Annotated in this window: 19 protein-coding genes; 5 read left to right on the top strand and 14 right to left on the bottom strand. The window is 45.5% G+C overall.

Annotated elements, in window-relative coordinates:
* Positions 1-3: 3 nt before the first annotated feature.
* The 5 genes from ACE3K2_RS06445 to ACE3K2_RS06465 all read right to left on the bottom strand — a co-directional run bounded on the left by ACE3K2_RS06445 (position 4) and on the right by ACE3K2_RS06465 (position 5,801).
* Complete coding sequence (locus tag ACE3K2_RS06445) at positions 4-1,692, bottom strand: VWA domain-containing protein (protein ID WP_421888147.1); 1,689 nt, start codon at positions 1,690-1,692, stop codon at positions 4-6.
* 12 nt (positions 1,693-1,704) lie between these two features.
* Positions 1,705-2,436 (bottom strand): hypothetical protein, encoded by a 732-nt coding sequence (locus ACE3K2_RS06450; protein ID WP_421888395.1) that lies wholly within the window; start codon positions 2,434-2,436, stop codon positions 1,705-1,707.
* 393 nt (positions 2,437-2,829) lie between these two features.
* Positions 2,830-3,213: a Uma2 family endonuclease gene (locus ACE3K2_RS06455; RefSeq protein ID WP_421888150.1), complete on the bottom strand. Its 384-nt coding sequence runs from the start codon at positions 3,211-3,213 to the stop codon at positions 2,830-2,832.
* Positions 3,214-3,228: 15 nt separating this feature from the next.
* Complete coding sequence (locus ACE3K2_RS06460; RefSeq protein WP_421888153.1) at positions 3,229-3,396, bottom strand: hypothetical protein; 168 nt, start codon at positions 3,394-3,396, stop codon at positions 3,229-3,231.
* A gap of 83 nt (positions 3,397-3,479) precedes the next feature.
* On the bottom strand, positions 3,480-5,801 hold the full coding sequence (locus ACE3K2_RS06465; RefSeq protein ID WP_421888156.1) for a beta-L-arabinofuranosidase domain-containing protein: 2,322 nt from the start codon (positions 5,799-5,801) through the stop codon (positions 3,480-3,482).
* A gap of 201 nt (positions 5,802-6,002) precedes the next feature.
* Between ACE3K2_RS06465 and ACE3K2_RS06470 the strand changes: the two genes are divergently transcribed.
* Together ACE3K2_RS06470 and ACE3K2_RS06475 are read left to right on the top strand one after the other, a co-directional pair.
* The gene (locus ACE3K2_RS06470) at positions 6,003-6,767 is read left to right on the top strand and encodes an AraC family transcriptional regulator (RefSeq protein ID WP_421888158.1); all 765 of its coding nucleotides are present in this window, start codon (positions 6,003-6,005) and stop codon (positions 6,765-6,767) included.
* 129 nt (positions 6,768-6,896) lie between these two features.
* Positions 6,897-7,409, top strand: a complete 513-nt coding sequence (locus tag ACE3K2_RS06475; protein ID WP_421888160.1) for a GNAT family N-acetyltransferase — start codon at positions 6,897-6,899, stop codon at positions 7,407-7,409.
* A 192-nt stretch (positions 7,410-7,601) separates the two neighbouring features.
* Here the strand turns inward: ACE3K2_RS06475 and ACE3K2_RS06480 are convergent, their stop codons facing one another.
* Positions 7,602-8,645, bottom strand: coding sequence for a 2,3-butanediol dehydrogenase (locus ACE3K2_RS06480; RefSeq protein WP_421888163.1), 1,044 nt, complete (start codon positions 8,643-8,645; stop codon positions 7,602-7,604).
* A gap of 116 nt (positions 8,646-8,761) precedes the next feature.
* On the opposite strand from ACE3K2_RS06480, the gene ACE3K2_RS06485 reads away from it, so the two are divergent.
* The gene (locus ACE3K2_RS06485) at positions 8,762-9,673 is read left to right on the top strand and encodes a LysR family transcriptional regulator (RefSeq protein ID WP_421888166.1); all 912 of its coding nucleotides are present in this window, start codon (positions 8,762-8,764) and stop codon (positions 9,671-9,673) included.
* A 169-nt stretch (positions 9,674-9,842) separates the two neighbouring features.
* On the opposite strand, the gene ACE3K2_RS06490 is transcribed toward ACE3K2_RS06485, so the two are convergent.
* The 6 genes from ACE3K2_RS06490 to ACE3K2_RS06515 form a co-directional block, all read right to left on the bottom strand.
* Positions 9,843-11,597 carry a methyl-accepting chemotaxis protein gene (locus tag ACE3K2_RS06490; protein WP_421888169.1) on the bottom strand — a complete coding sequence of 585 codons (1,755 nt, stop codon included), beginning with the start codon at positions 11,595-11,597 and terminating at the stop codon, positions 9,843-9,845.
* 244 nt (positions 11,598-11,841) lie between these two features.
* On the bottom strand, positions 11,842-12,174 hold the full coding sequence (locus ACE3K2_RS06495) for a hypothetical protein (protein WP_421888172.1): 333 nt from the start codon (positions 12,172-12,174) through the stop codon (positions 11,842-11,844).
* Between the two features lie 21 nt (positions 12,175-12,195).
* Positions 12,196-13,521, bottom strand: coding sequence for a WXG100 family type VII secretion target (locus tag ACE3K2_RS06500; protein ID WP_421888174.1), 1,326 nt, complete (start codon positions 13,519-13,521; stop codon positions 12,196-12,198).
* A gap of 291 nt (positions 13,522-13,812) precedes the next feature.
* Positions 13,813-15,165, bottom strand: coding sequence for an amino acid permease (locus tag ACE3K2_RS06505; RefSeq protein WP_421888176.1), 1,353 nt, complete (start codon positions 15,163-15,165; stop codon positions 13,813-13,815).
* A gap of 137 nt (positions 15,166-15,302) precedes the next feature.
* Positions 15,303-15,584: a hypothetical protein gene (locus ACE3K2_RS06510; RefSeq protein ID WP_421888179.1), complete on the bottom strand. Its 282-nt coding sequence runs from the start codon at positions 15,582-15,584 to the stop codon at positions 15,303-15,305.
* Positions 15,585-15,747: 163 nt separating this feature from the next.
* Positions 15,748-16,203 (bottom strand): GNAT family N-acetyltransferase, encoded by a 456-nt coding sequence (locus ACE3K2_RS06515; RefSeq protein ID WP_421888182.1) that lies wholly within the window; start codon positions 16,201-16,203, stop codon positions 15,748-15,750.
* Between the two features lie 255 nt (positions 16,204-16,458).
* Here ACE3K2_RS06515 and ACE3K2_RS06520 point away from each other — a divergent pair, with 255 nt between their 5' ends.
* Both ACE3K2_RS06520 and ACE3K2_RS06525 read left to right on the top strand, forming a co-directional pair.
* Positions 16,459-17,034, top strand: coding sequence for a GNAT family N-acetyltransferase (locus tag ACE3K2_RS06520; protein ID WP_421888185.1), 576 nt, complete (start codon positions 16,459-16,461; stop codon positions 17,032-17,034).
* Complete coding sequence (locus tag ACE3K2_RS06525; protein ID WP_421888188.1) at positions 17,031-17,378, top strand: DUF1801 domain-containing protein; 348 nt, start codon at positions 17,031-17,033, stop codon at positions 17,376-17,378. The genes ACE3K2_RS06520 and ACE3K2_RS06525 overlap by 4 nt, the downstream gene beginning before the upstream one ends.
* Before the next feature lie 192 nt (positions 17,379-17,570).
* Here ACE3K2_RS06525 and ACE3K2_RS06530 read toward each other — a convergent pair whose 3' ends face one another.
* Together ACE3K2_RS06530 and ACE3K2_RS06535 are read right to left on the bottom strand one after the other, a co-directional pair.
* Positions 17,571-18,875: a DUF1963 domain-containing protein gene (locus ACE3K2_RS06530; RefSeq protein WP_421888191.1), complete on the bottom strand. Its 1,305-nt coding sequence runs from the start codon at positions 18,873-18,875 to the stop codon at positions 17,571-17,573.
* Between the two features lie 129 nt (positions 18,876-19,004).
* A complete protein-coding gene (locus tag ACE3K2_RS06535) occupies positions 19,005-20,183 on the bottom strand; it encodes an alanyl-tRNA editing protein (protein ID WP_421888194.1) in 1,179 nt (392 codons plus the stop codon).
* Between the last annotated feature and the right edge of the window lie 294 nt (positions 20,184-20,477).

Consider the following 20,477-nt stretch of genomic DNA (forward strand, 5'->3'; position numbering starts at 1 on the left):
AATTTACATCTGTACGTTAAACAGGTTCCCGATCTTGTACACGACATCGTCGGTATCGGCATTGATACTTGCCGCTTCGTTAATGCTGGAGATGCTCTCCAAAGCCTTGATGTCCGCGTTGTAGCCAATCGTATAGATTGGTACTTTGTACGTCTCAACCAGATCCCGAATATCCTTCAGGGTATGACCTTCATTGGTCTCGCCATCACTCAGGACAAAGATCAGCGGCTTCACATTCGGATTAGCAACCATATAATCTTCCAGCATCTTCATCGCCACTACGATTCCATCAAAGGTCGCCGTACCGCCGCCAGCTTGCAGACTATCCACTGTTCCGACAAACATGGACTGCTGGTTTGTATCATATTTGGCAATCGGCAGATTCACAGTTACTCCGCTGGAGTAAGAGACCAAGCCAATACTGTTGTCTGTACCCAGGTACTTCTGACCTTTGCGCAGGGACTCCTTCAGTCGGTTAAGCGGTTCGCCGTCCATGCTTCCGGATACATCCGTCACAAACACAGCGGCAATGGGTTTGCTGCCGTTCTTCTTCTCTTTCCAGACTTTCTGCGCGGAAAGCAACGTACCGCCATCCACTGTAGCCAGTTCGGATTTGTAATCCTGCAACCCGTTGAAGCCAAACTCTTCTGCCGATTGTTGATACTTCGCCTGAGTGACGAATTCTGCAAACTTCTGAATAATCTCCTGTTTGTTCTGCGGCAATTGTCCCAATGCATACAGCGGGCTGTCATGTCTCACGCCAAATGGTGTAAAGACGTAACCACTCTTCAGATCAGCGGTATTCACATACGTCTGGTATTCAAGTACAAAGGCATCCAGTCTGCCTGACTTGGCAGCTTCCCTCATCTGAATGGTTGTCGACGCTGTAAACGGTACATTCGTCTGGAATTTCTCAAATCCCTCAATCGCCTTCTCGCCAAGCGGGTTGGCGCTATCATACGTATTCAGTGCAGTCACCAGGAAGTTCAGTCCGGTGGAGCTGGCAAATGGATCGGTATATCCCATCGCGAGTTCATTGTTCGCAATCGCTTCGGTTACGGTTTTTACATTCACGGAGCCATACGTATCAACCAGTGCATCATATTTGGCTTTCGAGATGACAATACCCGGAACGTTCCCGACCAGTCGTTCGGACACCATCTGCGTCTTCACTCCACTGGCCTCAACCATCTCACCCCACAGTTCGTTGGAGGGCGTGAACGCATCAGGCATATACTTGCCTGACTTGATATAATCGGTAGCTGTTCCGGAGGCAATATTGCGTATTTTGACCGATACTTGTTTCCCACCAACGGTAATGTTTGCTTTGTTGAACTCCTCGCCCACTTCGGTTAACCAGCCGTCTACCCCGCTGCCCGACTTCTCCGTGGAAGAGAAGATTTCGACGTAATCATTTGTTGTATTCTCTACAGCAATTGCGAATTTGGATATATCTGGCAGTGATTCCGCCACGTCAACCGGATCGAGATCAATCTGTCCTTTGACTGGCTCCGCTGTTGCTGGTGCAATGTCCGCGTACAGTTTTCCCAGTTCCTTACCTGCGTTCTCTGTGCTCACTTGTGTGGTCGACTTGCCAAAGTTCGATGTTAGTGTAATTCCTGCATAGACCAGACCGAATACAAGTACCAGCATTACAATCGATATGAAAAAAAACTTTCCCTTCTTCGCCATACGAGCAACCCCTCACTGTCTGTATAATTTGGTGTGCTTGATTAACTGATCAATCTCCTGCATACAAGGCATCTGTTCAATATCCCCGGCTTCAAAGCTGTCGAGGCGTGAAATCTCCAGTAACAACTGATCCAGCTTGAGCAGAATTTCCTCATTGGTGTATAATGCATTCTTCACATAAGACAGATAATCGTTGTATACCTTGGTTTTTTCCTGAAAAAGTTTCTGGGGAATGCTTTCGGATTTGGATTTCATCATGTTGGCATAGTCAGCTTCATCAAATACATTCAATCGGTTCAGCACACTGCGGATGTTCAGATATAACAACTTCTCCACTTCCAATGTGACGGAGGTGAATTTCTTGTAGCTCAGTTCCCCGGGATCAAACCGCTGATGAAGCACATTCAGAAGTGTTTCTTTCTTCTTTTTCATTCGACTAAGTTGGGACAGCCCTAGCGTAATATCTTCTTCGAGGACTTTGATGCGTCTATAAAAAGATAAAGCTTCCACATAATCTTCATGTGTTTCGATATGCTTCACGGGCAGGACTACCGGCTGTCTGAACAGCAAGGTGTAACTCCCATACAAGAGTGCCATCGCACTGCCAAACAACAGGGTAACAGATAGTGCAGTTGTGAACGCACCCTCCCCAAAATTCAGTCCGATAAAGCCGGGTGAGAATGCCAGAACATTCACAGTCACGATTCCGAAGATTAACCCCAGAAATTTTATGTACTTGATCATGTTCAATCATCCGACCTCCTTTCATGTTATATATTGAAGCTTTATGTCGTTATTTTCCTGTTTAACTTCTTCTTATTGTACATGATGTTAACGCTCTCAGGTGGATAACATTGGATATTTGGATACTCATACTATACGTGGTTTGGGCTTATCTCATTTCATATTTTCAGGGACAACGTGGAACTTGGCAGGAAATATTGTGGACAATCCATACAAAGCGAGTTTTACGTGACAGCAGATTGTGGATAAGAAATGTTATCAGGTAATACGTGGAAAATAGCTATGCGTGTCATTTTTTATATAGGACTTGTCTGAAAATAGTAATGCAAAAAGGACGAATCGGAGATCATCCGGTTTCGTCCCTTACGCGTTAGTTCACTTGTTTGGTTTCCTCTACCTGAGCTTGAACAACGATTCCAGCGGAATGTGCAAGTCAGGATATAGGACGGAATTAATCGTTTCCTGCTCTGTATATAGATGACGGGTCTGGTAACTGCCATCCTCCAATGTGTACACATGGACAGTTTGATTGCCGGGGTCCACAATCCAGTATTCGTTTACGCCGTATTTCTGATACGAGTTAAACTTTTCGTTAAAATCCTTTAGTGCAGTCGAAGGCGATAACACCTCGATAATTAAAGAAGGTGCACCGTGACAGCCACTTTTGGATATCTGGTCTTTGGAACACACCACCGATAAATCAGGCTGTACAACTTGATCCGGTAGATCATATTGTTCATTTTCACTAAAATACACATCGAAAGGGGCAACAAACACGAAAGATTTCCGATTCTAAAAAAAAGTCCGCAAAGAGAAGTGCAGCTCACCCACAATAAACTGGTGCAAAGAAGTGGGTGCTGGCGACATATTAAAAGCTTTGCCGTTAATTAATTCCCATGCCCCCTCCCAAGTTAACCAATCCTGAAAGTTATAAGTACCTTTATTATCGGGTTTGGCCACACTTCCACCCTCCTCTTTCAACTAACCGTAATTTATTTTCACTATAACATTGTGTTTGCGCCTTTTCACACCGTTACCCCTTATTACGAAAAGATAGATTCCGGTTTGCTTCGCGTGGTGCGTACCTCGACAACTTTCCCGCCACAGCCATTGTCGCCTTCCGCCTGAAACATGACCTTAACGCTGTCTTTTCCTGATGTAACGGACTCAGGAATATCATAGGTCACATAGAATATGTCGCCGATTTTGTTCATATGAATTCGCTGCTCTCCAATGACAGTTCCATCCACGGTAATGGTGAATTGTCTATTATATAACGTACCTTCCCGTTCAAACGTGGTATAATCTCCACCCCAATAGGCCACACATAGATAATTGGTTGCGGCGCGATCCACCGCCAGTTGGTAACTAAAGTAAGCCCCTCTGACACCAAAAGCCTCTCTCCACATATGCAACTTCTTACGTCCATCTGTGGTTGAACCGTTATATTGCTCCCCACGGCAGTTGCTATCCAGTTGATGTCCGATCTCATCCTGCTGACCGTCAGCCTGGACCCTGTCGATCGTGATATCGTTCAACTCTTTCTCCAGCGCATCACCTTCATCGTTAAACGGCCAATACACGGTATAAAATTCATGGTGTACATCATAGAACGGAATAAGCTTCACGGGTTCACCCGTGGAAGTGACATCCTTGCTAAGTTCAAATGTTAACGTGTCTGCATCCACGACCTTGATCCACTCCCGTACATCCTCCTGCTCCGTCCAGATCACAGGCACGGGTGCAGTCTTGGGATTCAGCGCGGTTTCGTCCACAATCGTGTCCTCTGGAAGACCCTCGCTTCCCAGTGCACCGGCGAGTACAATCGGGCCGTACAGGAAGGCTACTTTGTGCGCATCATCCCGGGCAGTGTACTGGCGAAGCGACATCGGCAGTGTGATTGTAATGACATCGCCCGCTGTCCATGTGCGGTCGATGGAGAGATAGCCGGGTTCCATCCGTGTATATGGATGTTCCGTATCCCCGTTGACGGTTGCCGTCATTGGCTGTTGCAGCCATGAGGGCACGCGTAATCTTAGATGAGCCGAGGCGCTGCCGCCGGTGATCGTCAGGGTCACCTTTTCCGAATAAGGAAAGTCGGTTTCGAGCTTCAGGGATATTCCCTGAGACGTCCAATCCAGCTGAGAAGCGATATACAGGTTGACGTACAGGTCCTGTTCATCCTCAAAATAGATCGCCTCTGCATATTTGCCCGGGTTCTCCATACCTGATCCTGTGCAGCACCACCAGGCGGTATCGTGAGTCCCATAGATTTTGTAGTGGCCTTGCAGCGTTGATGCAAAATACGTTTTGTTCCCCGTATCGGGGTCCTGCGTGCCGAGGATGTGATTGTAGATGGCGTTTTCATAATAGTCCATGTAGGCGCTATCATGATTCCAAGCGAAGAGTTGTTTCGTCAAATGCAACATATTGTGGGTACAACAGCTCTCTCCCGTTTTGATACCAAGACTCTCCATGCCCTTCGCTTCGTAATGCTCCGAAATGCTCGTCGCACCAAATACGTAAGAACGATGATGTACCGTAGTGTTCCAGAAAAATTCTGCCGCTGTCCGATAACTCTCATGGGTATGGTCCTGATTGTAGATTTCGGCAGCACCGATTACTTTAGGGATTTGCGTATTGGCGTGTTTGCCTTGAAGATCGTCCTGCTTGTGTTCCAAGGGTCTCAGGATCAATTGATGGGTAAACTTATTGGCGATCTCAAGGTATAAGGCTTTGCCCGTAATCCCATACAAGTGTGCAAATACTTCATTCATGCCCCCATGCTCACTCTGCAGCATCGTCTGGATCTGTTCTTCCGTCATCGGGAGCAAACCTTCTACCGCCCAGTCTGCAAATCGAGTAACCACCTCAAGTGCCTGTCTATTGCCAGTGAGTTTATACGCATCAATCAGGCCACGATAGATTTTGTGCACACTGTACCAGGGAACCCAGTATTCACCGATATTGAATCCACCAATATTCTCTGCTCGAAAAGCCAGGTGGAAAGGTTCTTCGGACAAACCACCGATATACCCACTTCCCGTGGTCTGCTGGATTCTCGCAAGTTCAGTAACCGCATAATCCAGTCTTTCTTTTAACGTTATATTCCCGGTTGCCTGATATGTCACAGCTAGGGCAGACAGATAATGTCCGAGGGAATGTCCACTGATGGTACGAGCCTCCCAACCCGCGTAGCGTTCTTTTCGGGCAGTTAAACCATGAGCTTCGAAGCACGGAGCCAGGAATCGATCAATATCCAGCGATAACAGGTAACGCTCCCCAACCTCTTGTGATGTTTGGAACACGCCATCCAACAGCTCTACATGTTCCGGTCCCAGAAATCCTTTTTTCGTCTCAATCATGACACTCACTCCTTCTTGGGATGTAGTAGACAGATACCCACATGCACTTTCATCAATTAATTTTAAGGGGTAAAATCCGTTTTATTAGCTACAAGACTAATACTCAACAATCCACTTTATCGCTTGAATATCCACATAGTATCAAATAAAATGTAATAACATCAGACTCATAATCCAAGAAAAGGTGGATAAATCCGTCCTATGCAAAAGTCACTTGAACATTACCTGTGCGGCAAGTTCATATCCGAAGGCAACTGGAGCCATATGAGACGCAGCATGCCTGTTCACGAGATCATTTTGATGCTGGAAGGTGAGATGTACATCGCGGAAGATGAGGAACAATATGTGGTTCGTGCCAATGATCTATTGTTTCTGCGCGCCGGTCGCACCCATTATGGCTACCAGATCAGCGACACACCCGTCAGCTTCTACTGGGTTCACTATGATGCCATGTTGCCAGAATTCAACCAGTTTAGGACACATGCCACCATTCAGGTACCTTCCATGGCCAATCAGTTATTTAAGCAATTGCTGCATGTGTCCTCTTTCTCTCCAGAGGAAGCTGACGCTGCTCTGCTGTTATTGTTCAGAGAACTGGAACGTAACATAGAGGCGGATTATCGCCCGCACAATGCGATTGTGGACCATATCTGCAAGTGGGTGGATATTCATCTGCATACAAACATCACGGTGAGTCAGATTGCGGAGAATTTTAATTTTAACAAAGACTATATTTCCAAAATGGTGAAGCGCGAGAAAGGTACTGGACTCAAAACCTATATCCTCACGGAACGAATTCGCCGGGCGAAACAACTGCTGCTCAACACCAATGCCAGTGTAAAAGAAATCGCCGGACAGTGCGGCTTCTCCGATTACAAGTTGTTCCTGCGTATGTTCAAGCAATACGAAGGCAATACGCCAACCGAATATCGCAATCATCTGTATTCCACACAACTCAATCGCTAACGTGCTTTGATCTATAGAAATGACTGAGTGAACTATAGAAAATTTGAATATATCGGCTGGAATCCGTTATGGTAAAATGCAAGAAAACTCTATATCATACTTAACCCATAAGAGAAGAGGAATTATAAGATGACAACGGCTGCCGTTACCATTCTTCCTGCCACAGAAACAGACCATCCAGAGATCGTAGATATCCTTGTTGCAAGTTATGCCGAGTATCGGGAGACATTTGAGCAAAATGAACGTTGGGAGGCCTACTTAAAAGACATTAGAGAGTCTGTGGTTAATCCGTACCTGACACAATTATGGGTCGCCAAGATTGATGATCAGATTGTTGGTACCGTGCAATTGTTCGAAACAGCGCATAAGGCTTATCCAAACTTTGAATTGCCGATCGATTATCCATTTATTCGACTGTTGGGTGTTGATCCAAGATGGAGAGGCCACGGGATCGCCAGAGCATTGCTCCAGCAATGTGTGGAATCTGCCAAAGAGATGGGCAAAAATACGGTGTATTTATATACGGGCGGTCAGATGGTCAATGCCATCCGTTTATATGAGCGTTTTGGATTCTATGAGGATAAGGAATTCAGCTCCGAGAGTAGCGGGGGTAAGGCGATTTGCTACCGCTATGATTCCTAGCATTAGGTATTAGCGAACTGCGACCGCGATTAGCGAAATATGATTCATGAAGAGTAGCGAGTGCAGGATGCGTGTTCCACTAGACTAACGAACGCAAAAAAGACCATTCATGCGAATGAATGGTCTTTTTTGCGATTTATAATTACATCATTTATGTTTATATGAAAATCTATCTTCGTTAGCGAAACGTCTTTAGCCGCCAATCTCCACCAAAATCTTCGCATGGCTCTTGTCGCTCATCAACAGCTCAAGTCCTTCCTGTACGATGTTGTCCAATTTGATTTTCTTGGTGATAACCTGTTTCACATCGAGCGACCCTTCCGCAATCAATGAGATTACTTCTGGGAAAATGTGTCGATATGCCAGTGTTGCCGTCAGATTTGCTTCCTTCACCAGAAGATCCAGGAAGTTTACCTGAAGTGGATTTGGAATCGCCGCGATCACAACAACCTCTCCACCTTTTTTGACAACCGCAATGGCACTGTCCATTGTGGGTTGCACTCCCGCTGCTTCATAGGCCACATCAATGCCGCCAGATTGTTGCAAGATCACTTCGGTTGCATTCACTTTGGCACTGTTCACCGGAATCGCTCCCAGCTTGGCTGCCAAGTCCAAACGTTCCTCAAATACATCAACGGCATAAATTTCAGAAGCTCCTGCAGATTTGGCAGACAGAATGGTCAATAGACCAATTGGGCCAGCTCCGTACACGGCTACCTTGTTGCCCACTTTCAGTTTGCTGTGCCGTACCGCATGAAACGCTACTGCCGTAGGCTCTACGAGAGCACCTTCTTCGAAAGTTACGTTATCCGGGATGGGATGAACCATGTATGCTTCAACAACAACATACTCCGCAAAACCACCATCACCTTGCAGTCCAACGAATCCAAATTGAGCACATTGGTTGTAACGCCCCTGGATACAGTACTCACATTTTCCACAATGGTACAACGGCTCTACCACGACTCGATCCCCTACACTGATACCGTTTACATTACTCCCCAATTCACTCACGGTCCCTGCAAATTCATGACCCAATGTCAGCGGTGCTTTCTGTCCTGAGAGCGGATGATTCTCGCCTTCTTGAATCCCCACACCATGATGATAAGCATGCAAGTCACTGCCGCAGATTCCCGCGTATTCCACTTTGATTTTGACCTGACCTGCTTGAGCAACCGGAACCTCCCGATCTTCCACACGCACGTCTTTATGGGCATACCATACTGCTGCTTTCATGAAGTTCATCCCCTTTATATGATTGTCTATATATTATATCGCTGTTCATGTATTATTCATATTTATAGATACTAATGTTAACATTAGTTGTATTAATGCTAAACGGAGATGAAATCATGAATCTGGAACAGCTCGAATATGTCGTTGAAATTGCGAAGACGCAATCATTCTCCGCCGCCTCGGAGCATCTGCATGTCACACAATCGGCGATCAGCCAATCGGTTCATCGTCTGGAGAAAGAATTGGGGATCATCCTGTTCGAACGCTCACGGCAGGGAACGCACCCCACTCCCGAAGGCAAACAATTCATTGCCAAGGCATTGGACATTTTACAGCGGATTGATGAATTGAAATCCCTGAACGTAGAAGCCTCCTCTCTTAGCGGAGAGCTTCATGTAGCTACTTTTCCAAGTGTCATGCCCTATCTTATCCAGTCTGCTGCGGATATGAAGCGTGAGCACCCGCTACTTAACATTTCGATTGAAGAAAAAGGGTCCATGGAGATTATCGAGGATATTCGCAATAACAAAACCCATCTGGGATTTATCGCGATCTATGCCAAACAATTGCGGGAATTCGATGGACTTCACTTCAATCCCATGTACTCAGGCAAGCTGGTCATCGGTACTCATCACCTGTCTGAACTTGCCAAGCACAGCCGTGTATCACCTGATCAATTAAAAGAACACAAGCTGGCACTCTATCGAGATGGTTTCATCGAAGACTTCATCAAGGAATTCAGCTATGATCATGGGTCTCTATCCATTCTGTTCAAAACAAATAATTCAGAAGCCATCAACATGGTGTTAAGAAACGATATTGCCGCTACGATTGGTCACGACTTTTCCTTTCACCAAAATCCATTATGGAAAGAAGGTCAGGTGAAGATGGTAGAGATCGCTGGAATCGATCAACCGAAAATGCAAATTGGCTTCGTGCAGACGGAATCCAAGGAGGCTGCCGTCGCCGCAGAACGATTCGCCCGACGCTTCAGACAGGCGATAGAACTGGATCATCTATCAAAGTAATAGGAAAAGCAAAAAGTGCTCCACGCCTCTGAAGGAAGTTTGGGACCTCACCAACTTCTCCTAGAACGGAGCACTTTTTTTGCATTACATCTTTACACTGGCTACACAACAAACCAGCTTCCCGCTACCTTTTGTGTGACTATGGCTACTGCTTACTCAACTATAAAAACTATACTTTTACTTTACGTACGGCTTCACTCATCTCATTGGTCTGCTGTTCCAGCATGGTAGAGGTCTGCGCCACCCTGTTGAACATGGCCGACTGTTCACGCATCAAACGATAGATTTCATCCGAATGATCCGACACCCCTGCTGAGATCTGGGAGATCGTATTGACCGAGGCAGCAGCCTCTTCCGATCCTGCCGAGATTTCCTCTGCCGCAGCGGATACTTCCTGAATGCGACGGGTCACCAGTTGGAACGCCTCTACCACATGAGCGAAAGCTTGCTCCGCTTCTGCGGTAATCGTAACACCTTGTCCAATCTCGGTTGCAGTAACCCCCATCTGCGAGCCAATCTGCTGTGATTCTTGTTGAATGCGAAGTAACAAGTCGGAGATCCGTTCCATAGATGTACTCGAGGCCTCAGCAAGTTTACGAACTTCATCCGCCACAACCGCAAAACCTTTGCCGTGTTCGCCTGCATGTGCGGCCTCAATGGATGCGTTAAGCGCAAGCAGCTTGGTCTGACTCGCAAAATCACGAACCGTGTGCAGGGCACCCCCTATTTCCTGGGAGTAGTTGTTCAGCACTTGAACCATCGCTACAACTTCACCTGAGACATGTGAGATGCTCTCCATCTGTGTTTTCATCAATGTCATGCTCTGTTTACCGGACTCCGCTGTAGCAAGCGCACTTGTTGCCGCATCCGATACAACCATCGAGGATTCGGATATATCCGTTATGCCTTTTGCGATCTCTTCCATCGCGTGCGCGCTATCGCTCGCCCCCTGCTTCTGCGTATGTGCTCCTTGCCTAATCTGTTCGACAGACTGATCAACCGTCTTGCTCATCTCAAGCATCTCTTCGGTACTGCGATTAAATTCCTTCGTTGATTCTGATAAAATATCTGTGGTTACTGCTACACCTTCAACCATGTTACTCACAATCTTATTCAAGTTACCGGACATATGTATCATCGCTTGATATGTGGTTCCAATCTCATCTTTGCTTTTCAAACGATACGACGTCAGAATTTGGTTGGCTTCTGCAAGCTCACCCTGCGCCATTTTTTCCACACTCGCCTTCAGCGGTGGAAGTGGACGCAGTCCCTTAACGATAAACCACATGACAACAGCAATACCTATAAGGGTAATTAGTAGCAGTAAAGCATAGAAGGGAATACTCGATTTCATAATATCCGACTCAATGCTTCCGATCACCGATACCGCCGTATCGATACCAATGACACCTGTTACAGCGCCATTACGATCGAGCATAGGCGCGTAAGAGGAAATATAGTCGCCATACTCCTCGTTGTTAATGATTGAAGAACTGGCTGTTTGCCCCTGCAACAGCTTCTGCACAGCCTCCTGAGGGATATCCGTTACTTCATTAATCGGTGAGGCCTTATCTGCATCTTTCATGCCGTCCACCATAATAAGTGGCGTACCTTTGTCATCTATTTTGACGAAATAAACATACATGGCACCGATACGTACACGAAAATCATCCAGTTCATCACGAATTTTTAAGAACGCGTCATTCTCCTTGGGATCCTTGGCAAACTCGGCATAAGATGCGGTATCCAGCTGATTCACATAACTCTGAGCAATTTGGATATTGTAACTCGAAATGGCCTCCTGTGCAGCCAGTTTCATATTGGCCACCTGCAACAGCATGCTGCCAACGGCTATAATCGTAATAACCAGTGTCACTACTGCAACAATGCGTACAACCAAACGTTTTCTAAAAAAACCAATCATCCGCTCCTCTTCCTCTCCCATGAACCCAAGCCTTTTTGACTAGGCGCTACCCAAAAAACGCATGCTTGAAGCACTAAGTATGGGAAAATAGTAAACGAATATGTCGAATTAGGCAAGAAAATATTGGGTTAATATAAAAACGCTATCACGGCTGTGGTAGCTTTGTTCATTGGAACAAAAAAACTCCAATGCAAGCATTAAAGTATGTTCAAAGATTGACAATTATTTTTTTCTGTAACTTGAGTTACCATTCTAACTCTTCAATCAAGTTAAATATCATTTTTTTATCAAAATCATCCATTGATTTAAAAATAGCTATTTCATCTGTTTTTTTGTTCAATTTGATGAGTGTAGCTATGGCTAAATCTCCAACTTTATAATAACCTATTAACTTATCTGATGCTCCTCTTCTGGATGTAAGTTCCTCCAGCTTTTCATTTATAGCAATTGACGCCAATTTTTCTTTGCCTATATAAGTCATTACATGATACAAAACTATTGGATTTGCTTCATTCAATAAAAGTTGCAACTCATCAATCGAACATTGTCCTTCTTCAATTTTCTTTATTAAATTCATATTTCTATCCTCCATTAAATTTTATTTCAAATGACTCGTAAGGGTTTGCCTTTCTCTTACATAATTTTCAAACAGAGCATTCGCAATATCATTTCTACCTAATTCATCAGCTATTTTTATTTCTCTCATGTATGCATTCAATTCCATTTTAACACGATTCATAGTCTGAAAATGATAACTCATTCCCGGAAAACCTTTGTTCATATCGTCTAGATAATGTGTGTATTCGTGTAAAAGTGCCCCTATTGAAGCATCCTCATTTATAATTAACTGCCCAGGTCCACCTCTTTTTGGAGAATACGCCATATCCTCGCCTCTATGAATTACTTCCACACCGTTTGATTCCAAGTGATCAATAATTTCTTTCCATTTCTCGGGATGAGATTCCCTTCCAGGGCCAAGAACTTCTTTTAATGGATCATCTATACCTTTTCTAAACATATCTTTACTATTATCTATGCGTGTCCCCGCCTCTTTTTCCTTCTCCAGATACTCGGAAAACATAGAGGATTCTCTCGCCTTTTTACTCTCAGCAACGTTATCCAGAATTCGAAGGCGTTGATCTTGAAGTCCATTAAAGCTACCTGTTAACTGCCCTGTACCAGGCGGACGATTGAATGAATTAATCTTCGCGCCCCCTCCCGACGAAGTCAGAAGATTATGCGGCTTGATCATCGTGGAGGCATAACCCCCTCCAACCATCAGCCCTCCCAACCCAATCATATTCGCCCAGTGTTCACTGGACCAGGCATTGGTCGGAAAGGTGGCTTCCCGTATCGTCCCATGGATACCAAACGTGAGCCAGTTGGCAGCATCATTGGGGGAGTTGAATGCTGTATCCGCCCTGTCTACATACCCCTGAACAAGACCACTTGGAATACCAAATGTCCAATAATCCAGAAAACCACCTACACTATCATAACGCTTTTGATATCGATCATCCGCAGATTGCATAAAGGCTTGTCCCAATTCGACTAAACTATCAGCAGACTTCTGAAAAGCATTACGGGTGTCGGTTGCTGGTGCCCTGCATTCATCTGGCGGTGGTGGTACGCAACTCGCATCATGGGATTGTACAGCTTGCTGATCAGCAAGTCTGAATTTCTCCGCATGCCCTTCAAGCTCTTTGGCAATGGATAAAGATAGTGAGACAAAGTCATCCATCACACGCTGCGCAACTATAAAATCAACATAAAACCTTTCCTTCGTACTACCATCCCACTGTCTTTCGATTTCGAATAAATGTTGTTTCAAGATGTTATTCATCTGAAAAACCTGATTCTGAGCTGTTGTAAATTGTTTAGAGACAGATATCAACTGTTCAGGAGTTACTTCTATCGTTGTCATGTGAGACCTCGTTCTAAATATATTTCGTTTGTTATACGAACATTTGTTGTTTAGAATGCTATAAGATTCATATGTACAGATGGGCTTTTATTATAAAGTGAACACAGATCATTTCGTAGAGACTGTTGGTTTATTTATCTAGTTCGTATTACCCCTAATTTGTCCCAGATATAACAAAAACAGATCTTCCAGTTCCGAAATAAAATCGTTCCCTTAGTGCATAGAAAAAAACACCCCGGCGCAAGCGCCGAGATGTCCTGTTGTTTTAAATTTGCATACTACCCATTCATACTAAACTGTTCGTCCATTCGTCTTCCTGAATCGAATCAGTGACCAGATCACCAGCAATGCGAGTACAACCAGACAGATGCTAATGCTGAACCGGTTGCCTGCATCAAACACAAACATGACTGCAATCACACTGAGACATAGTACTACAACTCCGGTTATATACGGAAATCCCCAAACTTTGAAGGTTGGTTGAACCGGATATCTCTTCCGCAGTTTCAACTGTGCTGACGCAATACAGATCCATACCAGGATGACCACAAATCCCGGAACGGCGAGCAATACACGGAACAGTTGATCCTGTGCGAACAGGCCAAGCATGGAACCTCCGAGCAATACAACCGCGCACACCAGTAAGGTATTCACCGGGCTGCCGTTACGATTTGTCTGTGATAATGCCTTCGGAGCTTCCCCGCCCACTGCCATGGAGTGCATCATCCGGGATGCACCATAGATCCCTGAATTCGCAGCAGACAGAACTGCTGTCACCAAAATAAAGTTCATAATGTGTGCCGCTCCCGGCAGTCCCGTGGAGGCAAGCACTTGTACAAACGGACTGCTCTCCGGCCCAATCTCATTCCATGGAATGAGACCACAGATGATGAGAATTGGCAAGGTGAAGAACAGAATAATTCGCAGCATGAAATTGGCCACAATTTTCGGCATGACCTTTTCTGCATTTTCCGTCTCGGTCAGGGTCAGACCAATCAGTTCCGATCCCCCATATGAGAACATGACTACAAGCAGTGCCGAGAAGATCGATGACCATCCGTTAGGGAAGAACCCGCCTGCTTGCGTATAATTTTGCAGATAAGGAGTATTATCACTCGGAATAATGCCAAAGATCAACCCTGCCCCCAGGAAGATAAAAATGATGATCATGGCAATTTTGATCCCCGCCAGCCAGAACTCAAATTCACCGAAAACACCTACACTGAGCATGTTAACCAGTATAATGAACGCCGCACAAGCCAGACTCAGCATCCACAGAGGTACTTCTGTAAACCAATACTGCAAAAAGCTCCCGGCGGCAATCACCTCAATAACACACACCGATAACCATAGGAAGCAATACATCCATCCCATAACAAAGGAAACTCGGCTACCGAATGCTTCCTGTACAAAGTCTTTCATATTTTTGTTCTTATACACTGTAGCCATCTCCGCCATCGCGGCCATAACCACCAGCAGTAATAATCCGGCAAAAATGTACGTAACGATCACGCCCGGACCTGCAAGTCCAATCGTCTCTGCACTGCCTTTGAAAATTCCTGTTCCAATGACACCACCCATAGCCATAAAACTGATGTGTCTTGGTTTAAGCTTCTTCTGTAGTGTTCCTTCTGTTTGAGCCAATTCAAATCCTCCTGATGTAAAAAACGTCTGTAATGCTGTCTTGTTTCATAGACATAATGTCCAGTATACCCTATTGTCCATCAATCAGCCCAGAAGTTCCTTATGGCCAATTCATCCCAAGGGTATAGAGACATAACCTATGTTTTATACCCCACAATGGCATGAAGCAATCTGTATACAATCCAGCTGATCAAACTATACCCTGCCCCATAGATAAACCAAGCGCCTATGTTACTACCCAATGTCGAAAGATCACTCGCGATATACAACAAAGGCTGCATAAAAGAAATAACCAGCGCTACCCAGAGTCTAAACCATTTGTCAAAATAACTGCCTACTCCAAGCACCACAGCAATTATAGGACATAACACCAAGACGGCAAACAGCGGATTCATCTGATCAAACCACCAATATATCATGCACGACTCCCTCTACATTCTTCGTGACAAAGCCAAGTTACTTTCATGCTGTATTATTGCGTTTATTCTACTCTTTTTCCCACTTTTAAAATGTACGATATGTTGCAAAATAAAAAACCAGCGTCCTGTAAAAACAGAATTCTGGTTTCTCATGCGAATCCATTTAGATTGTTTTTGTCATAAATGCGCTATTCGGGTCCAATATATAATCCGCGAATGGTTCGCAATATTCGAATCCGAAATCTTCATACAACTTCCGTGCCGGAATAAATGAGTCCATTGAGCCCGTCTCCAGACTGATTCGCTTATAACCACGTTCTACAGCAACGTCCATAATATGGGCCAAAATTTTTCTCGCTACGCCTTTTCTCAGATGAGCCGAAGCGGTACGCATCGACTTCAATTCGGCATGTTCCGAATTAAGTTCTTTGATCGCCCCGCAACCGAGCAAGTCGTCCCCTTCCCATGCACACCAGAATGTAATTTCAGGCTTCTTGAGTCCATCCAGATTCAACGCATGAATACTCTCCGGAGGCGAATCCGCTGCCATCCCTTGCAAGTGCTCCGCGATTAATGCCTTCACTTGTACTCCACTCAAATCGTCCACTTTGATCTCCAAAACGTATCACTCCTGCTGACATTTTTATTGGTTCTATCACTGAATGTATATTGATTATTCCATACTACTACCATGTTAGGTTTTGTGACAAGAGGTTGCTTATATGCACTGAAATGTCCTATTGTGATCCACCTATAATTTCCAGTATGATGAGGCTATCAGGTGCCAAAGAAGCGAGGTCTATTGCGAAATATACATAGAGTTAAACGTGGAACTATGGTGAAGCAAGCTTAACTTATTTTAAAGGAGAACTCTATGACACTAACTACGGACAACCTGTTTTATAGCAAACGATTGAAAATGACGCCACCACGTCCTGAGGACGTGCAGACGATGCTGCAATGGAACGAAGACCCGGAGTACCTTCGGAATGTGGATACTGATCTTGCCATTCCCTATTCAGAAAGACAGCTGGAAGATGAAGGCGAAACGAAGAACAAGGAAGTGTACTTCAGACTTCGCACGCATGACGAGGATACGTTGATTGGTTTTGTCGTCATTCACAGCATTGAATGGAATAACCGCTGCGGACAGCTTGCCATTGGCATCGGACTTGCCAAACATCGCAACAAGGGATATGGCACGGAAGCGTTGAATCTTATGTTACGATATGCGTTTCATGAAATGAATCTGGACCGGGTGGGTCTCGATGTCATCGCCTACAATGCCAAAGCAATCCGCTCCTACGAGAAGGCTGGTTTTCAGTTGGAAGGTCGGGCACGCTCATCTGTATATCGTGATGGCAAACGTTACGACCGCTTAATGATGGGAATCCTGAGACCAGAATGGGAAACACACAATCAGATCCATACGGAGGGTGAACAAGCATGACCAAGAATGCAGAAGTCACTGCGTTTATTGAACAGATTCAGATCCCCTGGCAAATACAAATCGCTGAACAATTGCGACAAATGGTGCATGATACCATCCCAGACGTGCAGGAACGTGTGCAATACAAAAAACCTCATTTTTTGAAAAACGGAAAGTACGCTGCGGTCATCTCTCCATCCAAACAAGCCGTATCCTTCACGATCTTTCATGCAAACGGACTTGATCTACCCGATGGGATATTCGAAGGCCCGGAAGATCGCAAAACGATCAAGCTCAAGGAAAAAGATACACCCGATTATGAATGGTTGGCTGGTTTGTTAAAGCAGGCCTCTGCGGATTTGTAGACGGATGTAGCAGCAGATAGCCGCCATCCATCCTGCACAAGGCAAACAAAGGGACCTCCCATGAAGTTCAAGAACTTACGGGAGGCCCCTTTGTTATTATCTGTCTACGACTGGCATTCCAGCCTGAACAGCTCTGTAATTTTACGAATAAACTTACCGCTTATAATGGCTTATAACCATAGCTTTTTACCATCAAGATTGCTGGTAGGATACAGCTGTCATCTGACACGGCTCACATATGAACATGTAATACATGCCCTCACCATACTCCTCTACCTCGCCCCAATCCAGTTGTGCGACAGCCTTCATTCTCGCGGAACAGCAAGGACATGTTGGATACTCGGCATCCTGAACCCATCCTGGATGACCGCCGACCTGAGATAACGATGGCTCCATCGCCCACTCACTGGCATGGAATGCATGACGCGATGTATTCGCAATCCGAAACTGCCGGCCAGCATCCGGCGCAAGTTTACCATAGTCGTCCGGGTCAATCTCGTCCATTCCCACAGGCATGACGTTATATGAACTCCAGTGTGGTTCCCCTGCTGCATCCATCTCCATATAAACTACACCATAACTGCTGCATATCACGCAAGTCTGGATCTGAAGTCGCTCGGCATGCCAAGACACGTCCCGCAGTGCCGGATGCTTAACATCCAGATTAATTAAGGTTGTTAACGCACTACCACACCATGGACAACAATGAGTGCTCGGAGTCAGCATCGAGAGTGAATCTCTGGTTATTGCCACGTTAGTTGTTTCACTCTCTTTTACTTTATAGAGTGAATAACTTGGGGTGGTGAATAATTCTCTGCGCTGCCCGTCTTTCGTAAGCTCCCAACCCGCTTCCGTGGTGTAATGCTCAGGTGCCACGTATAATTTGCTCGCCCAGGATGGCGGAGACTGTCTCCAATGCCAGAACTGCTGCACGACAAGATCATCCCCGATATGAGCCAGCATGAGCAATATGTGGTTCCGATTGTCATCATCGGTGTTCACCTGCTGCAACAGACGATCTCGAACTTCAGGCGAGGCACTTTTAACCAAAATCGCAGGATAATAGATCTCCTGTTCCAGCAGCTCAGGAATTTCGGTAGTCAACGATATATCATGGTAGCAAACGAGGTATATCAGGATATCTTTGCCGGCATCTTCATCACCTGTACGAATCCGTTGCATCGCGTAATCCTTCATCTGATCTTGTTGCTCTGCAGACAGAGACAGATACACCTGTTCCTTGGATTGATCATAGGGTACATAACGAATTAGTGGATCGCGAACCTGAGGTTCATGCATGATTTTTAAGATTTCGACCGGGTCTGTGATACCTGCATACAAGTTCACGTCACGTCGACTCGCTTCAATGTATCTCTGGCGCTCCTCGCGCTCCATCTCCTGCTTGCAAGGCATGCAATACCCACCTGTTCTGGCAGCCGTTGCTGGCAAAATGGTATTTGTACACCCTTCCCGTATACACGGAATTCGTTCTGTCATTTTTCCACCTCCTTCAACTCATGAACCCATATCCCTCGATATCCATGGAAAACACGCCACAATGTGACGTGCTTGTCCAACTCATATTTCAATGCTACCTGTCTCGTATTCGTATCTGCAAAATCCAGATCAGTGATGTCCCAACTGGTCCTTGGTAAATTCGTAAAAGGCGAGTGCATCTTCACTGCTGGCAAAGCCGGCCTGAGCCATTTTTTCACTGCCTCCACCTTTACCCTGGTAGGCTCCAAGATTGCCTTTGAAGAAAGGTCCACAAGCCCATTCAGGCGGCTGTCCGTTCTGTGCCAGAACAACTTTGGCCTCTGAGATACTGGCAAAGAGTACAAGGCCTTCATGCTCTGCCGTCAGCTTGGTAGCCAGGCTTTGCATATCCTTGAGCGATTTGTCTTCAAAGACCTGAGCGATCACCAGCCCTTGCCGAGCGGCAAGAAGTTCCTCCGCATAATAGGCATCGTTCGTTGTTTTCACTGCATTCAGCTCGGTTTGCAGCTGTTTTTGCTCCAGCTCCATTTTCTCAATGCGCTCCAATAATTCGTCCTTGCTGGTCTTTAATTTAACCATGATGCTATTAAGCACATTTTGTGTAGCTGTGAATTCATTTAGCGCCCTTGTCCCACATTTGAAATAAATGCGGGTGCCGCCCTTCACTTTTTCGGTTTTCAACAGTTTGATGATGCCGATCTCGCCTGTCGCCGACACATGGGTTCCGCCGCAAGCATTATACTCCACACCCTCGATCTCGACGATGCGAATGTCTTCCGTTACCGTAGGTTGCTTCACCAGTGGCAATTGGGCAGCCTCTTCTGCTGTAACCCAGGAAGTGTTGATGCGAGCGTTACGATAGATCTGGCGATTCACTTCTTGTTCAATGGCGGTTAATTGATCCGCTCCCAGTTCAGCCGCAGCCACATCAATCGTGTCATACTCCGTACCGAGATGGAAACTGAGCGTCATCGCTTCAGCCATTTTCAACGTCATTGCCGATAACAAATGTTGTCCCGTATGCTGCTGCATATGATCGAATCTTCGCTCCCAATCCAGCTTGCAATGTACCTCGCTCTGTTCAGGGGTACGTTCCAGCTTATGCCACACCTCTCCGTCTTCGATGTTCACATCCAGAACAGCAATGCCGCCAATTTGCCCCAGATCACAAGGTTGTCCACCTCCATGCGGGTAAAAAGCAGTCTCCGCCAGCGTGATATACACGCCGTCTTCCTTGTCCATTTGGCCTGTAATTGTTGTATGCCACTCTCTGGTATAAGCAGAGTCATAATAGATTTTTTGAGTCATTGAATCATCCAGATCCCTTCTCGTTCATATAGAATACCACTCCTGCTGCCGTTTGACATGTAGCATTACGCTTCATGAAAATCCTTATATCCGCTCTCAAGCTTACACTATTTTACATTATCAAGCCAATAGCACTCGATTTATTAAACATGGTTATGTATTGATGACTCAAGCGTACAGAGAACAGGACATTCGGAAGGAATTTGGAGGCTGATTAGTTGATGCGAAGGGGAGCCAAGTCCGCTTTCTCTGACTCCCCCCTTTAGTTGTAGACAACTTTTTAAAGGCTTTTGG

The sequence above is a fragment of the Paenibacillus sp. genome (assembly GCF_048976745.1).
Lineage (GTDB): Bacteria > Bacillota > Bacilli > Paenibacillales > Paenibacillaceae > Paenibacillus.